Origin of the sequence: Nisaea sp., from assembly GCF_039990255.1 — a bacterium.
In the GTDB taxonomy this organism is placed as follows: Bacteria; Pseudomonadota; Alphaproteobacteria; order Thalassobaculales; family Thalassobaculaceae; genus Nisaea.
Genome location: NZ_JBDXGG010000002.1, coordinates 87,757 through 111,464, shown reverse-complemented (window position 1 = coordinate 111,464; position 23,708 = coordinate 87,757). Strand labels below are relative to the sequence as shown.

The following is a 23,708-nucleotide window of genomic DNA, read 5'->3' as shown; positions in this document are numbered from 1 at the left end:
CGTTTCCTCAGCGTTTTGATTTAACGGCGTCAGTTACCGCTCCGGCCGTCTTCGCGACCATGCATGAGCATCATTGTGGCAAGCGCGGTCGCCGCCAGTTTCTCCGTGTCGTCCTTCATCGCAAGAACATCACACCGGCAAACCACGAGCGAACGCCCGGGCCGCACGACTTCAGCCCTTGCGACCAGCCGCTCCCCATCACCGGGCGAGACGATATTCATCTTGTATTCGACGGTCAGGATGCTGGCATCCGCTGGTGCCAGCGTAAACGCGGCGTAGCCACAAGCATTGTCCGCAAGAGTACCGATAATGCCGCCATGGAAGAAGCCGTGCTGCTGGGTCAATTCCTCCCTGTAGGGAAGATCGATCTCGCAGCGCCCCGGTGCGACGTCCGAAAGCACGGCACCGATATGCGCCATGAATGCCTGACGTGCGAAACTTTCACGCACCCGCAGGGCGAATTCTGGATTGGGAGTCTGAATTCCGGACATCGAGCCTTCATTGACGTTCACGTCAATCATTCCCGTCTTTTGCAAGATCCGTCAACGACTCAATACAACTCGCCTCGACGGCATCGAGCTCATCCAGGATCAGTGTCATCTCCCGAACCTGTTTCTGAAGCTTGGAACGCCGCGCCCGGAGCTTTCCCAAAAGCAACAGGATCTGCCGCTCCTCCCCACGCTCGGCGTCATAGAGGTCAATGATTTCACGGATTTCTTCAAGGGCAAGGCCGAGCCTCCGCCCCCGTGCGATAAGGCCGACGCGCACCTTGTCCCGCTGACTGAAAACCCGTGTCCGGCCGCGACGGGCCGGGCAGATCAGGCCCAGCGCCTCATAGTGCCGGATTGCCCGCGTTGTAAGGTCGTATTCGCGAGCAAGATCCGCAGTCGTGATTTCCTTCAGCATGGTAGAAAGAAATCACCGATTGACGCGCACGTCAATTGAACCTGTCAAATCAGGAACAGCGCAGCAAGCCCGAGGAAGGTGAAGAAGCCGACCACATCCGTCACTGTGGTGAGAAACACCGTGGAGGCGACGGCCGGGTCAATCTTGAAACGCTCAAGGGTGATCGGGATCAAGGTCCCTGAAAGACCGGCAATAAACAGGTTGATCACCATTGCCGAGGCCATCACCGCCGCGATCTTAGGATCACCGAACCACGCCCAACAGGCAGCGGCGGCAATCAATGCGAACATTATCCCGTTCAGCGACCCCACCGTCATTTCCTTCATCACAAACTTGAAGGCATTGGTGGAACTCAGCTCGCGCATGGACAACGCCCGGACGGCGACGGTCAAAGTCTGCGTTCCCGCATTGCCGCCCATGGAGGCGACAATCGGCATCAGCACGGCAAGAGCCACAATTTTCTCGATTGTCGTCTCGAAGGCGCCGATCACGCCGGAGGCGACAATTGCCGTCACCAGATTGACCGCCAGCCAGGAGAACCGGCTGCGCGTGGTGCTGAGCAAGCCGCCATGCAGATCGTCATTCGCCACACCGCCTAGACGCAGGATATCTTCCTCCGCTTCCTCGTTCATGACCTCGACCACGTCATCCACCGTGATCATACCGATCAGCCGTTCATCAGCGTCCACCACTGGCGCCGAGACCAGCCCGTATTGCCGGAACATCATGGCCACGTCTTCCTGGTCCATAACGAGCGGCACTTTGTGAAAATCTTTTCTCATTACTTCAGCCACGCGGATCGGACGCTTGCTGCGCAGCAGATGGCTCAGCGACAACTTCCCAAGAGGGTGATGGGCAGGATCGACAACAAAGATATCGTAGAAATTGTTCGGCAACTGCTCCGTGGTGCGCATGAAATCGATGGTCTGCCCAACGGTCCAGTGCTCCGGAACCGTAACCATCTCACGCTGCATGAGGCGACCGGCACTGGCCTCATCGTAGGTCAAGCCCTCCTCAACCATCGCACGCTCGTGATCCGGCAAAGCATCGAGCAAACGGGCCTGATCCGCGTCGTCCAATTCCCCAAGAATCTCGATGGCATCGTCGGATTCAAGCATGTGCATTGCGTTCCGAAGAACTTCATCATCCAGCAACGGGATGATTTCCTCGCGCACCTTGTCGTCGAGATAGGTCAGGGTTTCGGGGTCGAAATAACGCCCGAGAACAGTGACCAACGCTTCCCGGTCGCGCCCCGAGTAACGCTCGATCAGGTCAGCATGGTCAGCCGCATGCAGAGGGCGGACGAGCCGGTAGAGTTGTCGCGGTTTGTCACCAGCCAGCGCCTGCGCGACTTCCTTCTCGAGCTCAGGCGTAAGCCCATAGAGCTTTGAGGCTGCCACGCTGTCATAGACGGCGAGCTCTTTTTCAAGCGACCTGATACGCCGCTTGAGTTTCTTCTTCTTGCGCTTGGCCCGCGCCTTACGCTGGATGTCTGCCGAGTCCGCGCCTGCAATCGATCGGGTGCCGAAAGAATCCACCGGCTCCTGCACTGGATCTTTTGGACCTTCGACACTCACAGAGTTACCCCTTCCGGGCTCGGGCGCGATGATGCTCCTGCGCGTCGACAACCGAGACGGCCGCCATGTTGATGATTCCGCGCACGGTGACTGACGACGTCAGAATATGCATGGGGTAAGCGGTTCCGAGAAGAATCGGCCCGACGGACAAACCTCGACCGAGCGTCTTCAGCAGATTAAAGGAGATATTGGCTGCATCGATACCCGGCATGACCAGAAGATTCGCAGCCCCTGTGAGACCAGCACCAGGGAAAGCACGGTCACGGATAGCTTCGCTCAGGGCCGCGTCAGCATGCATCTCGCCCTCGATCTCAATGTCTGGATAAGCCGCCTTCAGCGCAGCGACCGATTCCCGCATCCGCACCGCAGTTTCGAGGTTCGATGAGCCAAAATTGGAATGCGACAGCAGCGCGACCTTGGGCTCGATCCCAAAGCTCCGTACTTCTGTGGTCGCAAGCCCAACCATTTCCACCAGATCCGCCGTGCTTGGCTTCGGGTTTACGTGGGTATCAAGAATGAAAATCGGGCCCTGCGGCATGATCAAAAGGCTGAGCGCCGTGCAGCGATGCACATCCGAACGCGGGCCTATAATATCGATGACTTCGACCAGATGATCCCGCCATCGGCCAATCACGCCGCAAATACCTGCATCGGCCTCGCCCTGGCACACCATGATCGACGAAATCGCGGTTGGCCTGTTGCGCATGATCTGCCGCGCCCGATCCGGTGAGACACCACGCCGGGACATCATTTCGTGATAGGTCGCGGCGAAGGAATCAAGACGATCGTCATTCTGCATATCGACGATCTCGATATCCTCATCCGGCTTGAGACGAAGATGCAGTTCATCGATCTTGTCAGTGATCGCGTCGCGGCGGCCAATCAATATAGGGCGGGCAATACCTTCATCGACGATGCTCTGGGCGGCGCGCAGAATCCGGTCCTGTTCGCCTTCGGCAAAAGCAATCCGTTTCGGATCCTTTTTGGCAGACAGCACCACCGGGCGCATCACCTGGCCGGAGCGATAGACGAACTGGCTCAGCTTTTCATGATACCAGTCGAAATCCTCCATCGGCATGCTGGCGACGCCACTGTCCATTGCAGCTTTGGCGACGCGCGGCGCTATTTCCAGAATCAGGCGCGGATCGAATGGTTTAGGAATAAGGTATTCTGGCCCAAAGGATGGAGCTTCGCCACCATATGCGCTTGCGACGACATCGGAGGCTTCCTGCTGCGCAAGATCGGCGATGGCCTCGACCGCCGCGATCTTCATTTCCTCGTTGATCGTGGTCGCTCCGACATCAAGCGCTCCACGGAAGATATACGGGAAGCAGAGAACGTTATTCACCTGGTTCGGATAGTCCGACCGGCCGGTGCAGATGAGCGCATCGGGACGCACCGCACGCACATCTTCAGGCGTGATCTCGGGGTCCGGATTGGCAAGGGCGAGAACCAGCGGGTTCTTCGCCATCTTTTTGACCATGTCCTGCTTCAGAACGCCCGGCGCGGAGAGACCTAGGAAAACATCGGCTCCGTCGATCACCTCGCCCAAGGTCCGAGCATCGGTCTCCTGGGCAAATGCATCCAGATGCGGGTTCATCGCGGTCCGGCCTTTGTAGACCACGCCATCGATGTCCGTGACGGTTATATTCTCGTACTTCACACCCATCGAGACGAGCAGCTTCAGGCAGGCGAGCGCCGCCGCGCCGGCACCTGAGGTGACCAGCTTGATGTCTTCCAGATTCTTGTCGACACAGCGCAGGCCGCTGAGGATGGCCGCCGCGACAATGATCGCGGTGCCGTGCTGATCGTCGTGGAAGACCGGGATATTCATCCGGGCACGGAGCTTCTCCTCGATCTCGAAGCATTCCGGCGCCTTGATGTCTTCCAGATTGATGCCCCCGAAAGTCGGCTCAAGCGCGGCCACGACATCGCAGAACTTGTCGACGTCAAGCTCATCGACCTCAAGATCGAACACATCGATATAGGCGAATTTCTTGAAGAGTACGGCCTTGCCTTCCATCACCGGCTTGGAGGCCAGCGGGCCAATATTGCCGAGGCCAAGCACCGCAGTACCGTTGGTGACCACCCCGACAAGATTGCCACGGGCCGTCATGTTCCGAACTTCGTTAGGATCTTCGGCGATAGCCATGCAGGCATAGGCAACGCCCGGGGAATAGGCAAGAGAGAGGTCGCGCTGGGTCGCAAGCGGCTTGGTCGCTTCGACCGTCAGTTTCCCCGGTCTCGGATATTTATGAAAATAAAGTGCCGCTTCCTTGAGTTCCTCAGCCACGATGGCTCCCCCAATCACATCCATAATCTGGTCATTGGATAGACCGCATAGCCCTATAACGCCACAGCTGAAGTGGCGCCGAAAGGCAATTAAGTCATTATGATGTAGAGAGAGATGGTGCGGTCGAGAAGACTCGAACTTCCACCCTGTTTCCAGGACAGCGACCTCAACGCTGCGCGTCTACCAATTCCGCCACGACCGCACATGTGGTGACATCTGAAGGCTTGCGCCTTCGGGATGCGGGGGAGTAGCAAATCCCTTTAACGGGATCAAGTAGCATTGTGCCGAAAAGAGCATGAACGGGAAAAAACTTTGGTCCCGACAGGAGAGAGATCGCAATGAAGGTGGAATGGCGGATATCGGATGAGCCGGTTGCTTATCCGGATGCAGTGGCTGAAATGGATGCCCGCGCGGCGGCCATTCGCGAAGGGACCGCGTCGGAACTCGTCTGGCTTCTGGAACACCCTCCCCTCTATACAGCAGGTACCAGCGCGAACCCGGAAGACCTGCTGGAAACGGAAAGGTTTCCTATCTTCCAGACCGGCCGTGGAGGGCAGTACACCTATCATGGCCCTGGTCAGCGGGTGGCTTATGTATTGCTTGATTTGAAAGCCCGCAAACAGGATATCCGCGCTTACGTCTGTGCATTGGAAAACTGGATCATCAATACACTCAACGCCTTCAACATCGAGGGAGAGCGGCGCGACGGCCGGGTCGGCATCTGGGTGACACGCGGCGATATCGGCGCTCCCTTACGGGAGGACAAGATCGCCGCCATTGGCGTCCGCCTGAAACGCTGGGTGTCCATGCACGGGATTTCGATCAACGTAGAGCCTGAGCTCTCTCACTTTGAAGGGATAGTGCCCTGCGGCATCAGCGAGCACGGCGTTACCAGCCTGCACGATATGGGGCAGCTCGCTACGATGACAGAAGCGGATCTGGAATTACGCGCTGCGTTCGATACCGTTTTTGGACCGGGCCAACAGTTCTGCCGTCAGGACGAAAGCCAGCCTGTCGCAGACAGCAATACCCCAGAAAACCAAAACCAATAAAATGCATTTTACAAAAATTTCACGTTAACTTATCGATATTAAGTTGATACTATATGGAGACATTCATCCGAACGATTTGATTTATCTTTGATGCACCACAAAACCAACATCGCGGATACCGTACGCCAGATGTCGCCAGATGAATGCGAGGTATTTGACCTGATTCTGAACGGCTACAATCCGTCGAAACCGGAAGACGCCGAAGAATTCGTCTCCCGCATCGACACGCCAATTGCGGATCTGCTTCTCGGTCTTCTCGAAAAACGCCTGCTACAAAAAAAAGAGATGAAAGGCCTTACATCTTTTCAGGCCAACCCTGCAGCCGTCTGGTTCCTGACTGAACCCGAAGATCGCAAAAACACCAGGCGCTCGAGTTCAATAAAACCGTTTAGCGTGCCGTAACTACCTTCACCATAAGCTTTATCGCACGCCGCGCTTCCTCTTCTAGTAGCCGACCATCCTGCCGCAGATCCGCAACAGTCACGGCCGGACGCGGATCGTCTGCGTGGAGAAGATGGTTTCGGCGGTTGCGTAGCCAGAGATAGTCGGAACCAAACCGGGCTTCGTTCTGGACAAGCCCGTCTACCTCCCCTTGATGCAACTCAGCATCCAACGCCGCCTGTGCAAGCACGACTACTGCCAGCCAGGCTCCGGCGGCATAGCACCGGCTCATCTCGTCAAAAAGTGCCTCGGCCTGCGGCGACAAATCAAGGCCCTGGCCATCGCTCTCCCGATCAACCAGGCCAAGAATCCAGTCGAGTCTCTGGTGCATATCGCCGGAGGATGGCAAAGCCTGTCCAAAAACCTGCATTACGTTCTCAGAGTGTCGGCCGCTGGTGGAAGCCTGATTGCCCCGGCGGATCGGTATCGTCGGAACACTCAATCCCGGTGACCTTGGCTGCAGGCGGGCCGTTGCGGCAGGCCTCGATCATCGCATCCACCCCGTCGGACGAGCCTGAGAAGACCGCTTCAACCGTACCGTCGCTTCGGTTCCGAACCCACCCGTCAAGACCGGCGGCACTCGCCTCACTTACAGTCCACCCACGATACCAGACACCCTGAACGCGACCCGAAATCACGACCCGTATCGTTGTCCTTGGGATGTGTTCATTCATGTCTAGCCGCCCGTCCGTTAGCGAAAGGCACTTGGAACAGAGTTAGCCAATGCATAGGCAGTTGTATAGGGCGGTATCCTTCAGGCTGACCACCGAGTCGCCTCCAGTTTCCCCATATGACCGGGAATACCGCGCCTCTGGTGAGCCTAAATCGTCGGACCGGCACATGACGATCCAGCAGGAGATCCGCCATCTCAGCGATAAAAGGCAAATGCACCGGCAATCATCCTTGCCGCCCCCCGCGCCCGCCCCGTATAAGAAGCCTTTAATGACTAGCACTCAGCCCTCGCCCCAAAGTGACGCGCCCGCGCTTCGACTCCGACACCTGCTCGGCATCGAAGGGCTATCGCGCCCCGACATTGAAGCGCTCCTGGATCTTTCCGACCGCTATGTCGAGATAAACCGCCGCGCGGACAAGAAGATGTCGAGCCTGCGCGGCCGCACAATCATCAACCTTTTCTTTGAGAACTCGACCCGCACGCGGACCAGCTTCGAGCTGGCAGGCAAGCGGCTCGGCGCCGATGTACTCAACATGTCGGTCGGCACCAGTTCGGTGAAAAAAGGCGAAACCCTGATCGACACGGCCGTCACTTTGAACGCCATGCATCCGGATGTGCTAACGATCCGGCATGGCGACTCAGGCGCGGTGCACCTGCTGGCGCAGAAGGTGAATTGCGGTGTGATCAATGCCGGTGACGGCACCCACGAGCATCCAACCCAGGCCTTGCTCGACGCACTCACGATCCGCCGCCGGAAAGGCGACCTGACAGGCCTGCAGGTCGCGATCTGCGGCGATGTCGCCCATAGCCGGGTTGCGCGCTCCAACATCTACCTGCTGTCGATTATGGGCGCCCGGGTCCGGGTCTGCGCCCCGCCGACCCTGATCCCGCCGGGTCTCGATCGGCTTGGTGTCGAGATACATCACAACATGCGCACAGGCCTTGCCGACTGCGACATTGTGATGATGCTAAGGCTGCAGAACGAACGAATGGAAGGCAGCTTCGTTCCGTCCGTCCGTGAATATTACCGTTTGTTTGGCCTCGACCATGAAAAGCTCTCGGTCGCCAAACCCGACGCGCTGGTCATGCATCCGGGGCCAATGAACCGGGGGGTCGAAATCGACTCCGACGTGGCCGACGACATCGACCGGAGCCTGATCCGCGAGCAGGTTGAGATGGGAGTGGCCGTCCGCATGGCCTGCCTGGAAGTCCTGGCGGAATCGCAGCTCGAACCATGGGCGAAGAACCAGTGAGCCGTACTCTTTTCAAGAACGCCCGCCTGCTCGATCCTGAATCCGGTATGGATATGCAGGGCGCCATGCTGGTGGACGGAGCCCGGGTCCTCGATATCGGCCCGAACGTATTTGTAGACGCCGTCCAGGAGGATGTGCATGTCGTCGACTGCAAGGGGCTCTGCCTCGCGCCAGGCTTGGTCGATATGCGCGTCTCTACCGGCGAGCCGGGGAACGAGCATATCGAGACCCTGGCGACGGCGGCTCAAGCTGCAGTCGCCGGCGGCGTCACCACCTTCACCTGCCTGCCGAACACCGATCCTATCGTCGACGATGTGGCGGTGCTGGAGTTCGTCGAGCGGCTGGGGCGCGATGTCGGGCTGGTAAACATCCATTCCTATGCTGCGGCTACCAAAGGGCTTGGCGGCAAGGTGATGACCGAACTCGGCTTGCTGCATGAATCTGGTGCGGCCGGTTTCACGGACGGCGGCAAGGCAATTGCGCATCCCCTCGTCATGCGCCGCCTGCTGTCCTATGCGCAATTGTTCGATACCGTGATCATCCAGCACCCCGAGATGCCAGAGATGGTCGGCAGCGGCGTGATGAATGAAGGCGAGACGGCAACCCGCCTTGGCCTGCCCGGTATCCCAGCAGCGGCTGAAGTCATGATGATCGAGCGGGATCTCCGGCTGGTCGAACTAACCGGGGGGCGGCTGCATTTCTCATGCGTATCAACCGCAGCGGCAGTCGATGCACTACGCCGTGCCAAGGCTTCCGGGTTGCGGGTGACGGCCGACACGGCACCGCCCTATTTCGCACTGACAGAATCCGCTGTGGTTGGCTACAGGACATTCGCCAAGCTATCGCCCCCCCTGCGAACCGAAGAAGACCGCCGCGCGGTGATTGAAGGTATTGCTGATGGCACCATCGATGCCATCGTCAGCGGCCACATACCGGGCGACAGAGACCAGAAGCGCTTGCCCTTCACACAAGCCGATTTTGGCGGAGTTGGGCTGGAAACGCTTCTCTCGGTGTCTCTGGAGCTGATGCATAACGACCAGGTCCCCATGCTTACGATCCTGAAAGCCCTGACCCAGGCCCCAGCTGACCTGTTGAAACTTCCAGCCGGGCGGCTGCGCAAAGGGCATCTCGCAGACTTTATCCTGTTCGATCCGAACCGTGCCGTACGGATCGACAGGGACGAGCTGCGCGGCAAGTCGAGGAACACGCCCTTCGACGAGCGTCCTGTGCAGGGCCGTGTGGAACGGACCTACCGAGCCGGCAATCTGGTGTTCGATATCGAGACCTCACCGGTTCCCGAGCGACGGAGATTCCCCGATGCCTGATCTTCTGGGTCCATTGGAATACACATGGCCCTTCTATGCCTGTGCCCTCGCCGCCTACCTTCTGGGCTCGGTCCCTTTTGGCCTGGTCCTGACTCGTCTCGCCGGGCTTGGTGACGTTCGTGCCATCGGCTCCGGCAGTATTGGGGCGACAAACGTGCTGCGGACTGGCAGCAAACCTCTCGCTCTTGCCACCGTGATCTGCGACAGCGGCAAAGGGGCTGTCGCGGTTCTGCTAGCCGGCCAGTATGGACCGGATATGGCTGTCATCGCAGCAGGCGGAGCGATGCTTGGCCATTGCTTCCCTGTCTGGCTGAAATTCAACGGCGGCAAAGGTGTGGCGACCGCTTTCGGGATTTTGCTCGCACTGTCCCCAATGGTTGGCGGGCTGGCCGGGCTTACCTGGCTCGCCATCGCGGTAGTTTTCCGCATTTCCTCACTCTCCGCCCTCGCCGCATCCATCGCGGCGCCGCTTTATATGGAATGGCTCGTCGACAGGCAGCATGCGGAACTCGCGCTCTTCATGGCCCTGCTCGTGATATTCCGCCATCACGGGAATATCCGGCGCCTGATCAAGGGCGAGGAAAGCCGGATCAGTTTCTCGAAAAGCAAACCGAAGACCTAAGGCCGGCTCTGCGTCTGAGAAATCCTCCCGTTCCGCCCATGGGTGAGACAGGAGGATCAATATGGCCAACGGACACCACACATCAGTAGCGCCGGATGCAACCGAACGGCTTGCCCGGCTTCGCCTGATCCGGACCGAAAATGTCGGACCGGTGACGTTCCAGCACCTGCTCGCCCGTTTTGGCTCCGCCCGCGCGGCTCTTGAGCAGCTGCCGGACCTCGCCCGCCAGGGAGGCAGACGAGCAAAACTGAAAATTCCAACACCTGCCGACATTGAGAAAGAGATGGCCGCCAATGAAGCGGTCGGAGCCCGGTTGCTGGTAATGGGAGAGCCCGATTTTCCGGCCATGCTCTTACAGATAGAGGGGGCACCAGCTGCTGTGTCCATCCTCGGACATCCGCATCTGTTTCTGGAGCCCTCGATTTCAATCGTCGGCGCCCGCAACGCCTCGGGCAACGCCGTCCGCTTTACGGAGAAACTGGCACGTGATCTAGGAGCGCACGGAATTGTCGTGGTATCCGGCCTTGCTCGCGGCGTGGACACGGCAGCGCATACCGGCTCTCTCGAAACCGGTACCGTCGCGGTCGTCGCCGGAGGGGCCGATGTCATCTACCCGCCGGAAAATGCAGCGCTGCACGCACGCATAGCGGCGGAAGGCGCCCTCATCGCCGAAGCCCCCATCGGCACGCGGCCGTTGGCGCGTCATTTCCCTGCTCGGAACAGGATCATTGCCGGATTGACGCGCGCCACACTTGTCGTGGAAGCTGCAAAACGCTCAGGATCGTTGATCACTGCGAGATTTGCAGCCGATCAGGGCAGAGAGGTTTGCGCCGTCCCCGGATCACCTATGGATCCGCGCTGCGCGGGGAGCAATGGACTGCTGCGCGATGGCGCCCATCTGATCGAGCGGTCCGAAGACATAATGAGCCTGCTGTTACGCGGCGGCGTACGTGAGGAGCTGGCACTTTCCGACCTGTTCAGCATCTCCGATTTCACCCCTCACCCCACCGTGGACATAGACGGGAAAGCACGCACAAGGGTGCTCACCATTTTGGATGCGACGCCGCTAGCAGTTGACGAAATCATCCGCCAATGCCAATTGTCCCCAACGGTGGTCCTCACCATCCTATTGGAGGCAGAGCTGGCTGGAGAGGCTGAGCGGCATCCTGGGAATAGAGTAGCGCGACGCTATAGCCCTCCGTAACCTGGAGGGTTTTCGGCGCCAGGACAGGGCCACCGCCACAAGGAAAGGACTTCCGGTAGCCCATGAAAGTCGTCGTTGTCGAGTCGCCGGCCAAAGCCAAAACGATCAATAAATACCTTGGCAGTGATTACAAGGTGCTGGCCAGCTATGGGCATATTCGCGATCTGCCCTCGAAGGACGGATCAGTCGATCCGGATGCCGATTTCGCCATGATCTGGGAAGCCCAGCCCAGGGCTGAAAAGCAGATCAAGGAAATCGCCAACGCCGTCAAAGGCGCCGAAAGTCTGTTTCTCGCGACTGACCCGGATCGCGAGGGTGAAGCGATTTCCTGGCATGTGCAGAATGTGCTCTCGGACCGAAAGGCCCTTAAAGGCGTCGACGTAAAGCGCGTGGTCTTTCACGAGATTACCAAGCGCGCCGTGCTGGATGCCATAGATAACCCGCGCGAACTTGACCAGGATCTGGTCGACGCCTATCTGGCCCGCCGCGCCCTCGATTATCTGGTTGGTTTCACGCTGTCTCCGGTGCTCTGGCGCAAGCTGCCCGGCTCCCGATCCGCCGGCCGGGTGCAGTCCGTTGCCCTGCGCCTCATCTGTGAACGGGAAGCGGAAATTGAGGCATTCCGGTCAGAAGAATACTGGACGATCGACGCGGCGTTCCGGACCAAGGAACGCAAGAATTTCACCGCCCGCCTGACCCACCTCGACGGCGAGAAGCTTCAGAAATTCTCTATCAACACAGAAGCCGCCGCCAAAGCCGCGGTGGAGCGCGTCCAGGGCGGGACATACGCTGTCCGCTCTCTGGAAAAGAAGCAGACTAAACGCAATCCCTACCCGCCGTTCACAACCTCGACCTTGCAGCAGGAAGCATCGCGCAAGCTCGGCTTCGGCGCCTCACGCACAATGCAGCTTGCACAGAAGCTGTATGAGGGTATCGATCTCGGCGGCGAGACCGTCGGCCTGATCACTTATATGCGTACCGACGGTGTGCAGCTCAGCCAGGATGCGGTCTTCGCCATCCGCGATGATATCGGCAAAAATTTCGGCGACCGCTATCTGCCGAACAGCCCGCGGATGTACAAGAATAAGTCGAAGAACGCGCAGGAGGCCCATGAGGCGATCCGGCCGACCGACGTGCGCCGCCACCCCCGCGAAATGGCGGCGAGGCTCGACAAGGATATGGCACGCCTCTACGAGCTGATCTGGAAGCGCACCGTTGCCTGCCAGATGGCCAGCGCTGAGTTGGACCAGACCACCGTGACAATTCAGGCTGCCGACAACCGCGCCGAATTCCGCGCCACCGGCTCCATCATCACCTTCGACGGCTTCCTGAAGCTTTATCAGGAAACCCGTGACGAGCCCACGCAGAGCAGCGAGCAAGACGAGGACGGACGCCTGCTACCGGCAGTGGCGGAAGGCGAGGCGTTAAGTCACGAGGAACCAAAGCCGGAACAGCATTTCACTCAGCCGCCGCCGCGCTATAGCGAGGCAAGCCTGGTGAAAGGGCTTGAGGAACTCGGTATCGGCCGACCCTCGACCTATGCCAGCATTCTGCAAGTTTTGCAGGACAGGAACTATGTCATTCTGGATAAGCGGCGTTTCGTTCCGGAAGACCGGGGACGCCTGGTCACGACTTTCCTGTCCAACTTCTTTACCCGCTACGTGCAGTACAATTTCACGGCGGAGCTGGAAGATGCCCTAGACAACATCGCTGAAGGCACAATCGCCTGGAAGAAGGTCCTGACCGACTTCTGGAAAGCCTTTCACGAAGCGGTCGACAAGACCAAGGACCTTAAGATCTCAGATGTGCTGACCGCCCTCGATGAGGAACTCGGCCCGCACTTCTTCCCGGTCGACGAAAACGGCGAGACCGTTCGGGGGTGCCCGACCTGCAGCGATGGCCGTCTTGGCCTGAAACTCGGAAAATTCGGCGCCTTCATTGGTTGCTCCAACTATCCGGAATGCAAATTTACCCGGCAGATGACACAAGCCGGAGACGGAAGTGAGGACGGCACCGCCGACCTCGCGAACGGCCCTAGAATTCTCGGCAAGGACCCGGCAACGGGTCTCGATGTCTCTATACGCAAGGGCCCGTATGGCACCTATGTGCAACTCGGCGAGAAAACGGACGAAGTGCCGAAGCCGAAGCGTGCCTCGCTGACCAAGGGTATGAATCCCGGCGACGTCACGCTTGAGATCGCTCTGGGCCTGTTAGCTCTTCCGCGTGAGGTCGGCCCTAATCCGGAAAGCGGAGAGATCATCCTTGCAGGAATCGGCCGCTACGGTCCCTACCTGAAGATCGGGAGCACCTATGTTTCGATCCCCGCCGGGGACGATGTGCTCACCATCGGGATCAATCGCGCCGTTGACCTGATCGCGAACAATCCGAAGAAAAAAAGCCCCGGCCGCGAGATCGGGGAATATGATGGCAAGCAGATCACTGTCGGATCCGGCCGTTTCGGACCATATGTGAAACACCTGAAAATTTACGCGACGATCCCGAAGACGATCACTCCGGAAGAGGTGACGCTGGAACAGGCCATTGAGCTGATCAAGGCAAAGGTGGAGAAGTCCGGCGGCGCCAAGAAAGCACCAGTAAAGAAGGCACCAGCGAAGAAAGCCACCGCGAAAAAAGCCACGGCGGCCAAGAAGCCTGCTGCAAAAAAAGCACCGGCAAAGAAAGCGGCGGCTAAAAAACCTGCCGCGAAGAAGCCGGCTGCAGCGGCCGGCAACGACTAGGACGGCAGAGCGCGTGGCCCCACGCAAAATGCCGCCCGGCTTACCAAGCCGCGAGGCCATACTCGAATTCATCCGTGACAGCCCAACGCCGGTCGGACGTCGCGAAATCGCGCGCGCCTTCAACATTAAGGGCGCTGATCGCATTCCGCTGAAAGCCATGCTGAAAGAGCTGGCTGTGGAAGGCCAAATCGACCTCGGCCGTCACAGGCGCGCGGCGGCACCGGGTACCTTGCCGGAAGTCACCGTCGTTACGATCACCACCATCGACGATGACGGTAACGCGTCTGCCCGCCCGCTGACATGGCGGGAGGAGAACGCCCCACCGGCCATCATGATCCCGCTTTCCACCCGCACTCCCACTGTCGGGATCGGAGACCGCGCGCTGGTAAAGCTGGAGCGCACCGATAAGGATCAGTATCGCGGCCGGATCATGCGCCGCCTGGAAAGCTCGGGAGAGCGTGTCGTCGGGCAGTTGCGGAAAGAAGGCAAAGGCTACCGGATCGTTTCGTCGGACCGAAGAGCCCGCAGCGACTACGTGGTTGAACCGGGCGACCTCTCCGACGCAAAAGCGGGCGATCTGGTCGTGGCCGAAATCCTTCCGCGCGGGCGGATGGGACTCCAGCATGTCCGGATCACGGAAGTGCTAGGTGACGCAAATGCGCCGCGCGCCGTCAGCCTGATCGCAATCGCCGAGCATGAGATACCGGCAGTTTTCCCGGATGCCTGCACGGTCCAGGCCGAGACGTCGAAGCCTGTTACCCTCGGCAAGCGAACAGACCTGCGGAGTATTCCCCTCGTTACAATCGACGGCAGCGACGCTCGAGATTTCGACGACGCCGTCTTTGCCGAAGCCGATACCGATCCGAAAAACAAAGGCGGATATCGCATCCTCGTTGCCATCGCGGATGTTGCACACTACGTCCGACCCGGCGACGCATTGGATAATGAAGCACGCAAGCGCGGCAATTCTGTCTATTTCCCGGACCGGGTTGTGCCGATGCTGCCTGAGGCACTGTCTAACGGGCTCTGCTCGCTCCGCCCGAACGAGGACCGTGCCTGTCTCGCGGTCGAGATGGTCATCAATTCCCGCGGGCAGAAAATCAGCCACAAATTCATGCGCGGGCTGATGCGTTCCACAGCCCGCCTGACCTATGAACAGGTACAGGCTGAGGCTGACGGCACGTCCGATACCGATGTTGTACCGGACGGTATCACCGCGCCTCTCTATGGCGCGTTCCGTCTTCTGCTCGCCGCTCGCGAGCAGCGCGGCGCTCTTGACCTTAACCTGCCGGAACGCAAGGTGGTGTTGGGGGACGATGGCAAAATTGCATCCATAGAACCGCGGGAACGGCTCGACAGCCATCAGCTGATCGAAGAATTCATGGTGCTGGCCAACGTGGCGGCCGCCGAAACGCTGGAAGCGAAAAAGCGCCCGTGCATGTACCGGGTCCATGAAACACCAGATCCCGAAAAAGTCGCCGCGCTGACAGAGTTTCTGAAGGGGCTCGAGATCCCGTTCGGCACATCCGGTGTGATCCGGCCGCAGAGCTTCAACGAATTGCTCGCCAAAGTACACGGCGAGCTACACGAAACAGCAGTGAATGAACTGGTTCTGCGGAGCCAGAGTCAGGCCGTCTACAGTCCCGAAAACCTAGGCCATTTCGGTCTAGGTCTGAGACGCTATGCCCATTTCACGTCACCAATCCGGCGATATTCCGACCTTCTGGTGCACCGTGCATTGATCGACGCCCATGGTTTTGGCAAAGACGGTCTGGGCGACATTGAATTTGAAAGCTTTTTCGAGACTGCAGCGCATATCTCGATGACCGAAAGGCGCGCCGCAGCAGCAGAACGCACGGCCATCGCTCGCTACGTCGCTGCTTTCCTGAGCGAGCAGATCGGCAATACTTTCGAGGCACGGGTCTCAGGCATAGCTTCCGCCGGAATGTTCATGGCGCTTGCCGGTGTTGGTGCCGACGGGCTGCTCCCGATGAAGCGCCTGCCCAACGATTTCTATGATATCGACGAGCACCGCCACTCCCTCGCAGGCCGTGCAACCGGGCTGACCTTCAAGATCGGCGAAACACTGATGGTCAAACTGGTCGACGCCGATCCACTGACCGGCGGCGTCCTGCTCGACTATGTCTCAGGCGGCACCCCGGGAGTGCCTGACGGGCGCCGCGGGGCTGGAAGATCGGGGCCGAAACGGAAACACCGATCCGGTCCGGCAAAACACCAACGCAGAAATGCAAGCGGGCGCGCCAAGAAGCCCCGCTGACGTATGCGGTTTTTTATGCCTATAGTGGCCGAATGGACGATAAGCCATTGAGCCAAAAGAAGCTGTGGGGACAGATACCCCCGATAAGGCGGGCAAGAGCCCGGACCGTTTTAGCCGTTTTCGGGCTGCTTCTTGTTTTTCTTGCCGCCTGTGCAGCGCCGCGCTCCCCATCAGACCCCATGGTGTTCAATCGCGATGATGCAGCCGGAGTCTTTTCGGCGGGCTTCGAGGGCATTACCAGCTTCTATATCGAAGAAACAGACCTACCATCTCTCGCGGTCGCCGGCCTTTCCGGGCTGAAGAACCTGGACAATGCCATCACTGTGACCGATCGCGGCGATCTGATTGTCATCGGCCACGACGGACATGAAGTCGCCGCCCTTTCCCTCCCTGATGCCGACGATGTAGCGCGCTGGAGCATGTTGATGGCAGCTGCCGTCGATAGCGGGCGCCAGGTCTCGGACACGCTCCGGGAAGCACCGCCGGAGACCCTCTACGACGCAATCTTCAAAGGCGCCCTGCAAGACCTCGACCGGTTCTCGAGATACACCGCCGCTGCTGCGGCCAATCGGAACCGGGCACACCGCCGCGGGTACTCGGGAATAGGGATCCTGCTGTTCGAGAATCGTGGCAAGATCTACATTGAAGAAGTCTACGAGGACGGTCCCGCAGCCGGTAGCGGCCTTCAGGTCGGTGACAGCATCATCGCGATCGACGGCAAAACCGTCGAAGGACTTGATGCCGTTGCAGTCTCGGATTTGCTACGCGGCCGCAGTGGTAGCAACGTCCGGGTGACGACAACGAGTGACGACATTCACAGGACTGCCATTGTCACACGCGCACCGGTGATTGAGCAGACCGTGTTCTCGTCCCGCAAGGGCGATACCGCCTACTTCGAGATCCGCAGTTTCAATGAAGACACGGCCGCCAGCCTATCCCGCAAGGTTGGGAAGATGGCGACAAAGGTCGGGCCGTCCATGAACGGGATTATCCTCGACTTCAGGAACAACCGTGGCGGGGTTCTGCGCGACGCCATCTCCATCGCAGATCTCTTCATCGAGAACGGACGTATCCTCCTGACCAAAGGCCGGCACCCACGCTCAGTAAAGGAGTTCAAAGCGCGCAATCCCGACATCGCCGTCGGCATACCCCTGATTCTGCTGATCAATCATGACTCGGCATCAGCCTCCGAAGTTGTCGCTGGCGCCCTGCAAGATAGCGGCCGCGCTGTCCTCATCGGCGGCCGGACCTACGGCAAGGGCACAGTACAGATGATCGTCAACCTGCCGAATGAGGGTGAGCTGATAATCACCTGGGCGCGCATGTATACGCCGTCGGGATACCCGATCGGGCCCTTTGGGGTCTATCCGACCATTTGCACCGACGAAATCGACGACCCTTCCCTGCAGAATGTTGCCGGTACAGCCCGCGCAGCAGGCTTACGCGCCCGTGAGCTTCTCCGCCTGCGCCGGATAGCACAGGACCTCGATGACAGCATTCAGGAGGCCTTGCTCGGGCGCTGCGGCGACCGGACGCCATCTGCGGATGAAAACGATCTCGATCTCTCGCTTGCCTTGAAACTGCTGGAGCAACGGAATCTGTTCGACCGTGCTTTCGAAGCCTCCCTGATCGCGTCGCAATGGCCGTCGAAGACACAATAACTCCGCCTAAAAACAGCCGCCTGATCTCCGCTTGACAGAGCCTGTTATATGGATATGTTTGCGGCCTTCTAATTCACTTTGACCGATGGGGAACGGCCATGGCCAAGCCCGCAACAGTTTTGATCAAGCTCGTCAGCTCCGCTGACACCGGATACTTCTATGTAACTAAGAAGAATCCGCGTACGCAGACCGAGAAACTTCAGCTCAAGAAGTATGACCCGGTTGTGCGCAAGCATGTGCTTTTCAAGGAATCCAAGATCAAATAAGTTTTCTTATTTATGGTTTCTTGAACGGGTCGCCTTGGCGGCCCGTTTTGCATTTCAGATGCTAAAAACGGGAATTCCGAGCTTAGCCAGTTTCGGGGCCAGCTTCCGGAATATCGGAGACGACTCGGTTTCGACCCGCATTTTTTGCGCCGTAAAGCGCCTTGTCTGCGCGCTGCATCAGGTCTTCGACGGTCTTGTCATCGCCCGTGCGCATGGTAAGGCCGATACTGATATTCACCGTGACCGGCTCTTCGACACCGTCGCAGTACACATTGGTTTCAGACACCCGGTGGCGTAAACGCTCTGCCACAGCCTCGGCGAATTCCTCCGAAGTGTCCGGCATTACCACCACAAATTCCTCGCCGCCGATCCGCGCGATCATGTCTACAGACCTAAGGCTGTTGATCAGAGCTTCCGCGACCGACTTCAATACCTTGTCTCCAACGAGGTGCCCGTGGGTATCGTTGACCGCTTTGAAATGGTCGATATCCAGCATCAGGAGCGCCAGCGGCTTACGTCGCTCGACCGCGTTGTCCATAAGGCCTTTCAGGTAGGTTTCAAGGTAGCGGCGATTATAGAGCCCCGTGAGGCTATCTATCAGCGCCATGGACAGGGAACGCTCGTAACTTTCGCGCAACTTGTCCTGGAAGCGCCTACGGCGGATCTGGGTTCGGGAACGTGCGGCAAGTTCGTTCTTGTCCAGCGGCTTCATGATGTAATCGTTCGCACCGAGATCGAGCGCCTTTGCAAGCTTGTCGATCTGGTCTATTTCGCCGGTCATCAGAATAGGAATCTGCCGCGTTCGTTCCGTCGAGCGGAACTGGGACACCAGCCGCAGTGCGTCTTCAACCTCCAGATTGAGGCTGCAGACGATCAGTTCTATATCCTCACCAGCAGCGATCTCGCGCGCCTGATCGACACCAGGGCAGGTGAAGACCAGGTTTTCATCCCTGCTCAGAATGTTCTGCGTATTGGTCGCATCAATGGGGTTGTCTTCAATCAGCAGAATGCGCCCGGCCCTATAGTCCATGGCCAGGTCTTTCATGCTGGTTTCCAGCACGCCGAAATGAGCTGATGTCTGTTCTCTCAGCAGCCATTCATCGACCATGACCTTCAGACGCAACAGGGACCGCACCCGCGCAAAAAGAGCGGTATCGTCGACTGGCTTTGTCAGGAAGTCATCCGCACCGGCTTCAAGCCCCCGAACCCTGTCGGACGGATCGCTGAGGGCCGTCACCATGACGACCGGAAGATGCGCGGTTGCTGGATTGCTCCGAATTCTCTTGCAGACCTCGAAGCCGTCGATACCGGGCATCATCACATCGAGCAGCACGATATCAGGCGTGTCCGATTGGATGATCTCCAAAGCATCGGGGCCATTTGCCGCCGTTCGAACATCAAAATACTCGCTCATAAGCTTGGCTTCGAGGAGCTTGATGTTCGGCAGCACGTCGTCAACGACGAGAACGCGTCCAGGCATCGCGGTCTATCCGAGAAATTTCTGAACGGTCTCCAGGAAATGGCTCACTGAAATCGGTTTAGCAATATATGCCTCACAGCCGCCTTCCCTGATCTTCTCCTCATCGCCCTTCATGGCAAAAGCCGTGACGGCGATCACGGGAATCGCATTCAGATCGTCATCTTCTTTGATCCATTTGGTGACTTCCAGCCCCGAAACTTCTGGTAACTGGATATCCATCAGAATTAGGTCCGGACGCTTTTCGCGCGCGATCTTCAATGCTTCCATGCCATCGCGCGTACCGAGGATGTTGTATCCGTGCGCCTCCAGCAGATCGTGGAACAGCTTCATGTTGAGCTCGTTATCCTCAACAATGAGCACTGTTTTTTCGACTGACGTTTCTGCCGTCACTACGTCCTCCATCCGACCCGCTGATCGAGCTTGCCGCCCGGTTACTCTTTATGCCTGAGGCACAGTATAAAAAAGAATATCTTACAAATGAATAAACAGTCTAAACCCTTCCAGCGCAAGTGACCAATGAACTAAGCGGAGCTGGGCATGAGCCAGTCGGGGCCATCCGGTTTCAGGATCGGGATTGATCTCGGAGGAACGAAAACCGAAGCCGTGGCACTCAGCCCTTCCGGCGAGGTCGTCGTCCAGGAAAGAGTGCCGACCGTCAAGGGCGACTACAAGGCCACGATATCGACCATTACCGGCCTGGTGAACCGCGCCGAAAACATTGTCGGGCAAAACTGTACGGTTGGAATTGGTATGCCTGGCGCGGCATCCCGCGATACCGGCTTGGTCAAAAACGCCAACTCGACCTGGTTGATCGGAAAACCTCTTCAGAAGGATCTGGGGATGGCCCTGAACCGACCCGTCAGATTACAAAATGATGCGAACTGCTTTGCTGTGTCGGAGGCTATCGACGGTGCGGGCAAGGGCGACGAGATTGTATTCGGAGTCATTCTCGGTACCGGCGTAGGAGCGGGGATTGCTATCCGTGGTGAGTGTCTCGAGGGTCGCAATGCCATCGCCGGTGAGTGGGGGCATAACCCGCTGCCAGCACCGCTGGACGACGAGCGCCCAGGGCCCCTCTGCTATTGTGGGCGGTACGGCTGCATCGAGAGTTTTCTCTCCGGCCCCGCATTCGAGCGGGAATATTCAGAAGCTGGCGGTAAGAAGCTCACCGCACGCGAAATAAAAACTCTCGCGGCTACCGGCGACCCACTCGCGGATGCCACTCTTAAAGCCTATGAGCAGCGGCTGGCGCGCGCCCTCGCCCATGTAATCAACATTCTGGACCCTGACATCATTGTACTTGGCGGTGGCCTGTCCAATATCCGAAGGCTCTATGACACTGTCCCGATACTCTGGGAGCCTCACGTATTTTCAGATAGTGTAAAAACCAGATTGAGCCCTCCTCTGCATGGCGATTCGAGCGGCGTCAGGGGAGCGGCGTGGCTTTGGCCGCCCACGCGCTAGAAAACGGCCGGCAGCAAGCTGCGACGGGACAGCAACCATGACCGAGCATGCTTCAGGTAATCTGGCGGCAGATAACTCAGTTTTGTGCCGGGATTGCTTTTCGTGGCTACCCGCGAAGGCCATGCACGGTGAAGCGCGTTGCTCTAAATGCGGCTCCCCTCGTATGGTAACCCATCCCGAGCTTCGCGCACTTGCCATCGCCCATATCGATTGCGACGCGTTCTATGCAACCGTCGAAAAACGTGACAATCCGGAGCTTCGGAGCAAGCCTGTGATCGTTGGCGGTGGACGGCGGGGGGTAGTCTCCGCTGCCTGTTATGTCGCGCGGACATATGGCGTTCGCTCCGCCATGCCGATGTTCAAGGCGCTCGCGGCGTGCCCCGACGCGATTGTCATCAAACCCGACATGCGGAAATACAGCGGTGTCGGCAAGCAGATCCGCGAGCTTATGTTGTCTGTTACGCCGATGATCGAGCCCATCTCAATCGACGAGGCTTTTCTCGACCTCACCGGGACGGAAAGACTGCATCATGCTCCCCCCTCGGAAACCCTGTGCCGTCTGGTTGCACGGATCGAAGCCGAGACGGGGATCACCGCGTCCATCGGGCTCAGCTACAACAAGTTCCTCGCCAAGGTGGCCTCGGATCTCGACAAACCTCGAGGCTTTGCCGTCATCGGCCGGGAAGAGGCAACCGCTTTCCTGAAAAACCGTTCCGTGACCACGATCTGGGGCGTCGGAAAATCCCTGCACGAGAAATTACGGCGCGATGGCATCGAAACAATCGGACATCTGCAGGGAATGGAAGAAGCAGCCCTTATCCGTCGCTATGGCGGCATCGGCACGCGGTTGGCCCGCTTCTCCCATGGCCGGGACGACCGCACGATCGAACCACGTTCTCCAGCCAAGAGTGTCTCCTGCGAGACCACGTTTGCAGACGACATCTCAAAACTCGACGCACTGGATCCAATTCTCTGGCGTCTTTGCGAGGAGCTCTCGACCCGTCTCAAGACCAAAGCTCTCAGCGGCAAGACCATCGTTCTGAAATTGAAAACCTCGGACTTCAAGGGCATCACACGTCAGGTACACCATTACGGTGCCACACAAATGGCGGACACACTCTATCGGGCAGGCAAGCACTTGCTAGAACGCGAAATCGATGGCCGGAAATTTCGGCTGATGGGAATAGGAGTCTCCGACCTTGCCGATCCCGACGGTGCGGACCTGCCGGATCTGGCAGATCCCGAAATGGAGCATCGCCGGAAAGTCGAAAATGCAATGGATGCCGTTCGAGCGAAACTTGGCGCGAAGGCGATCGAAAAAGGCCGCGGCTTCAAGAAAGCTGTCGAGAAACAGGGTATCAGTGCCCGCATGCCTGAAGAGAATGAAGGCGAAGACTGACAGACACCGTGGTTCAGCTCAGCAGTCGCCCGGCTGCAGGCGTTCAAGACGCTGCAAGGCAACATCCACCGTGAACTCCTTGAAATGGATTTCGAGACGGCGGGCAATGCCGTTTTGATGCAGATCGACGGCCAGTTCGTAATCCGGTGACTCGGTCTCATTTTCCGGACCGTAAAAAGCCAGCCGGACCGGCCAGTAAGGCCCTGCAATCAAAAGCTCCTCCTCCCCGGCCGGGACAACCTCCAGTCCGATAGCAGCGGAGACAAAGCCAGCAGGCTCGAACTCAGAGCCATCAAAAAGCGCTGCCGAGAAGAACTTCTCGCCAGCGGCGATCTTATTAAGCAGGGCGATTGTGTGCTGGCTCGGAAACATAACATCTACCGGCAGTTCTACATCAACTTCGCCAGGCGCGGTGAAACTCGCCGTTGCCGAGCCGGATGGAGCTCGTTGCACCTTTCCTTCCAAAGCTTCACCCCCACCGGCACCAAAATCCTTGTTTACTATGAACCGGAACGATGAGCCGTCCTTGGCTTCCCAGGTCGTCATGGTGGAATCAACGCTGCGCCTCAGACCCGCAGCACTTTGCAGGATCATCAGGTTGCGCTGATTGATTGCCCAACCGTCGCATGCGTCCCGCCACTCGAAAGCCATCTGGCCGCCAACAGCGACGACATCGTTGCCTCCCGGCGCGCCCTTCAGCGACAGACCGTACAGCGCCTTGTGTGGCACGATTTGGCTTGCCGATGCTGCAGCGGGAGAAAGCGGCGTAACCCACTGCATAGCAACAATGGCAATAACCAGTGCGGTCAGTTTCAAAATGGATTTCAAAGAGTCCTCCCCCGGCTCGCCAGAGCCTGATGGTCCCAGAGCCCGATGGTCAATGTCGTGGACTTCGCCCGGCACAGGTTGCCCTGCACTCGGCAAATCCTTCCCCCTCTCAATCAATATGGAGCCGCACCGGGAAATTGTAACCGGGCTTCGAGAAAAATATTTGATTAATTTCAACGACTTCCAAGGCAGCGCTTGAATGGCACACCCCATGCACTCCCTAGGGAGCAAGAAACAACAACTTAGGT

The 23,708-nt window shown here is 58.5% G+C and carries 21 protein-coding genes and 1 tRNA gene; 12 read left to right on the top strand and 10 right to left on the bottom strand.

What is annotated here, in order from left to right; translation table 11 throughout:
* Positions 1–29 precede the first annotated feature (29 nt).
* The 5 genes from ABJ076_RS00550 to ABJ076_RS00530 form a co-directional block, all read right to left on the bottom strand.
* The gene (locus ABJ076_RS00550) at positions 30–521 is read right to left on the bottom strand and encodes a PaaI family thioesterase (RefSeq protein WP_348202641.1); all 492 of its coding nucleotides are present in this window, start codon (positions 519–521) and stop codon (positions 30–32) included.
* Complete coding sequence (locus ABJ076_RS00545) at positions 514–906, bottom strand: MerR family DNA-binding transcriptional regulator (protein ID WP_348192699.1); 393 nt, start codon at positions 904–906, stop codon at positions 514–516. The genes ABJ076_RS00550 and ABJ076_RS00545 overlap by 8 nt, the downstream gene beginning before the upstream one ends.
* Before the next feature lie 44 nt (positions 907–950).
* Complete coding sequence (gene mgtE / locus ABJ076_RS00540) at positions 951–2,483, bottom strand: magnesium transporter (protein ID WP_348192696.1); 1,533 nt, start codon at positions 2,481–2,483, stop codon at positions 951–953.
* Between the two features lie 4 nt (positions 2,484–2,487).
* The gene (locus ABJ076_RS00535) at positions 2,488–4,776 is read right to left on the bottom strand and encodes an NADP-dependent malic enzyme (RefSeq protein WP_348192693.1); all 2,289 of its coding nucleotides are present in this window, start codon (positions 4,774–4,776) and stop codon (positions 2,488–2,490) included.
* A 115-nt stretch (positions 4,777–4,891) separates the two neighbouring features.
* A tRNA-Leu gene (locus tag ABJ076_RS00530) sits at positions 4,892–4,978 on the bottom strand.
* A 142-nt stretch (positions 4,979–5,120) separates the two neighbouring features.
* Here ABJ076_RS00530 and lipB point away from each other — a divergent pair.
* Together lipB and ABJ076_RS00520 are read left to right on the top strand one after the other, a co-directional pair.
* Positions 5,121–5,828 (top strand): lipoyl(octanoyl) transferase LipB, encoded by a 708-nt coding sequence (gene lipB / locus ABJ076_RS00525; RefSeq protein ID WP_348192745.1) that lies wholly within the window; start codon positions 5,121–5,123, stop codon positions 5,826–5,828.
* Between the two features lie 90 nt (positions 5,829–5,918).
* Positions 5,919–6,230, top strand: coding sequence for a hypothetical protein (locus tag ABJ076_RS00520; RefSeq protein ID WP_348192690.1), 312 nt, complete (start codon positions 5,919–5,921; stop codon positions 6,228–6,230).
* Here the strand turns inward: ABJ076_RS00520 and ABJ076_RS00515 are convergent.
* The gene (locus tag ABJ076_RS00515; protein WP_348192687.1) at positions 6,217–6,639 is read right to left on the bottom strand and encodes a hypothetical protein; all 423 of its coding nucleotides are present in this window, start codon (positions 6,637–6,639) and stop codon (positions 6,217–6,219) included. The genes ABJ076_RS00520 and ABJ076_RS00515 overlap by 14 nt on opposite strands.
* A 7-nt stretch (positions 6,640–6,646) precedes the next feature.
* Positions 6,647–6,943: an acylphosphatase gene (locus ABJ076_RS00510; RefSeq protein WP_348192684.1), complete on the bottom strand. Its 297-nt coding sequence runs from the start codon at positions 6,941–6,943 to the stop codon at positions 6,647–6,649.
* Positions 6,944–7,211: 268 nt separating this feature from the next.
* On the opposite strand from ABJ076_RS00510, the gene ABJ076_RS00505 reads away from it, so the two are divergent.
* From ABJ076_RS00505 to rpmG, 8 genes are all read left to right on the top strand, one after another.
* A complete protein-coding gene (locus ABJ076_RS00505) occupies positions 7,212–8,195 on the top strand; it encodes an aspartate carbamoyltransferase catalytic subunit (protein WP_348192681.1) in 984 nt (327 codons plus the stop codon).
* A complete protein-coding gene (gene pyrC / locus ABJ076_RS00500; protein WP_348192678.1) occupies positions 8,192–9,520 on the top strand; it encodes a dihydroorotase in 1,329 nt (442 codons plus the stop codon). Before ABJ076_RS00505 ends, pyrC begins: the two co-directional genes overlap by 4 nt.
* A complete protein-coding gene (gene plsY, locus ABJ076_RS00495) occupies positions 9,513–10,142 on the top strand; it encodes a glycerol-3-phosphate 1-O-acyltransferase PlsY (RefSeq protein WP_348192675.1) in 630 nt (209 codons plus the stop codon). Before pyrC ends, plsY begins: the two co-directional genes overlap by 8 nt.
* Before the next feature lie 61 nt (positions 10,143–10,203).
* Complete coding sequence (gene dprA, locus ABJ076_RS00490; protein ID WP_348192672.1) at positions 10,204–11,346, top strand: DNA-processing protein DprA; 1,143 nt, start codon at positions 10,204–10,206, stop codon at positions 11,344–11,346.
* 62 nt (positions 11,347–11,408) lie between these two features.
* A complete protein-coding gene (topA, locus tag ABJ076_RS00485) occupies positions 11,409–14,084 on the top strand; it encodes a type I DNA topoisomerase (RefSeq protein ID WP_348192669.1) in 2,676 nt (891 codons plus the stop codon).
* A 13-nt stretch (positions 14,085–14,097) separates the two neighbouring features.
* Positions 14,098–16,362: a ribonuclease R gene (gene rnr, locus ABJ076_RS00480; RefSeq protein WP_348192666.1), complete on the top strand. Its 2,265-nt coding sequence runs from the start codon at positions 14,098–14,100 to the stop codon at positions 16,360–16,362.
* Between the two features lie 182 nt (positions 16,363–16,544).
* Positions 16,545–18,023 (top strand): S41 family peptidase, encoded by a 1,479-nt coding sequence (locus ABJ076_RS00475; protein ID WP_348199126.1) that lies wholly within the window; start codon positions 16,545–16,547, stop codon positions 18,021–18,023.
* A 98-nt stretch (positions 18,024–18,121) separates the two neighbouring features.
* A complete protein-coding gene (rpmG, locus tag ABJ076_RS00470; RefSeq protein WP_028467442.1) occupies positions 18,122–18,289 on the top strand; it encodes a 50S ribosomal protein L33 in 168 nt (55 codons plus the stop codon).
* An 82-nt stretch (positions 18,290–18,371) separates the two neighbouring features.
* Here the strand turns inward: rpmG and ABJ076_RS00465 are convergent, their stop codons facing one another.
* Both ABJ076_RS00465 and ABJ076_RS00460 read right to left on the bottom strand, forming a co-directional pair.
* Entirely contained in the window at positions 18,372–19,769 is a 1,398-nt protein-coding gene (locus ABJ076_RS00465) for a PleD family two-component system response regulator (protein ID WP_348192660.1), read from the bottom strand.
* Between the two features lie 6 nt (positions 19,770–19,775).
* Positions 19,776–20,159, bottom strand: a complete 384-nt coding sequence (locus ABJ076_RS00460; protein WP_319025108.1) for a response regulator — start codon at positions 20,157–20,159, stop codon at positions 19,776–19,778.
* 147 nt (positions 20,160–20,306) lie between these two features.
* Between ABJ076_RS00460 and ABJ076_RS00455 the strand changes: the two genes are divergently transcribed.
* Complete coding sequence (locus ABJ076_RS00455; protein ID WP_348192657.1) at positions 20,307–21,233, top strand: ROK family protein; 927 nt, start codon at positions 20,307–20,309, stop codon at positions 21,231–21,233.
* 37 nt (positions 21,234–21,270) lie between these two features.
* Positions 21,271–22,632 (top strand): DNA polymerase IV, encoded by a 1,362-nt coding sequence (locus ABJ076_RS00450; protein WP_348192654.1) that lies wholly within the window; start codon positions 21,271–21,273, stop codon positions 22,630–22,632.
* An 18-nt stretch (positions 22,633–22,650) separates the two neighbouring features.
* On the opposite strand, the gene ABJ076_RS00445 is transcribed toward ABJ076_RS00450, so the two are convergent.
* Positions 22,651–23,673, bottom strand: a complete 1,023-nt coding sequence (locus ABJ076_RS00445; protein WP_348202640.1) for a DUF1849 family protein — start codon at positions 23,671–23,673, stop codon at positions 22,651–22,653.
* Between the last annotated feature and the right edge of the window lie 35 nt (positions 23,674–23,708).

Coding starts and splice junctions, on each gene's coding strand:
- ABJ076_RS00550 (WP_348202641.1), bottom strand. CDS start 521: ATGATTGACGTGAACGTCAATGAAGGCTCGATGTCCGGAATTCAGACT.
- ABJ076_RS00545 (WP_348192699.1), bottom strand. CDS start 906: ATGCTGAAGGAAATCACGACTGCGGATCTTGCTCGCGAATACGACCTT.
- ABJ076_RS00520 (WP_348192690.1), top strand. CDS start 5,919: ATGCACCACAAAACCAACATCGCGGATACCGTACGCCAGATGTCGCCA.
- ABJ076_RS00515 (WP_348192687.1), bottom strand. CDS start 6,639: ATGCAGGTTTTTGGACAGGCTTTGCCATCCTCCGGCGATATGCACCAG.
- ABJ076_RS00510 (WP_348192684.1), bottom strand. CDS start 6,943: ATGAATGAACACATCCCAAGGACAACGATACGGGTCGTGATTTCGGGT.
- ABJ076_RS00505 (WP_348192681.1), top strand. CDS start 7,212: ATGACTAGCACTCAGCCCTCGCCCCAAAGTGACGCGCCCGCGCTTCGA.
- plsY (WP_348192675.1), top strand. CDS start 9,513: ATGCCTGATCTTCTGGGTCCATTGGAATACACATGGCCCTTCTATGCC.
- dprA (WP_348192672.1), top strand. CDS start 10,204: ATGGCCAACGGACACCACACATCAGTAGCGCCGGATGCAACCGAACGG.
- topA (WP_348192669.1), top strand. CDS start 11,409: ATGAAAGTCGTCGTTGTCGAGTCGCCGGCCAAAGCCAAAACGATCAAT.
- rpmG (WP_028467442.1), top strand. CDS start 18,122: ATGGCCAAGCCCGCAACAGTTTTGATCAAGCTCGTCAGCTCCGCTGAC.
- ABJ076_RS00465 (WP_348192660.1), bottom strand. CDS start 19,769: ATGCCTGGACGCGTTCTCGTCGTTGACGACGTGCTGCCGAACATCAAG.
- ABJ076_RS00455 (WP_348192657.1), top strand. CDS start 20,307: ATGAGCCAGTCGGGGCCATCCGGTTTCAGGATCGGGATTGATCTCGGA.
- ABJ076_RS00450 (WP_348192654.1), top strand. CDS start 21,271: ATGACCGAGCATGCTTCAGGTAATCTGGCGGCAGATAACTCAGTTTTG.
- ABJ076_RS00445 (WP_348202640.1), bottom strand. CDS start 23,673: ATGGGGTGTGCCATTCAAGCGCTGCCTTGGAAGTCGTTGAAATTAATC.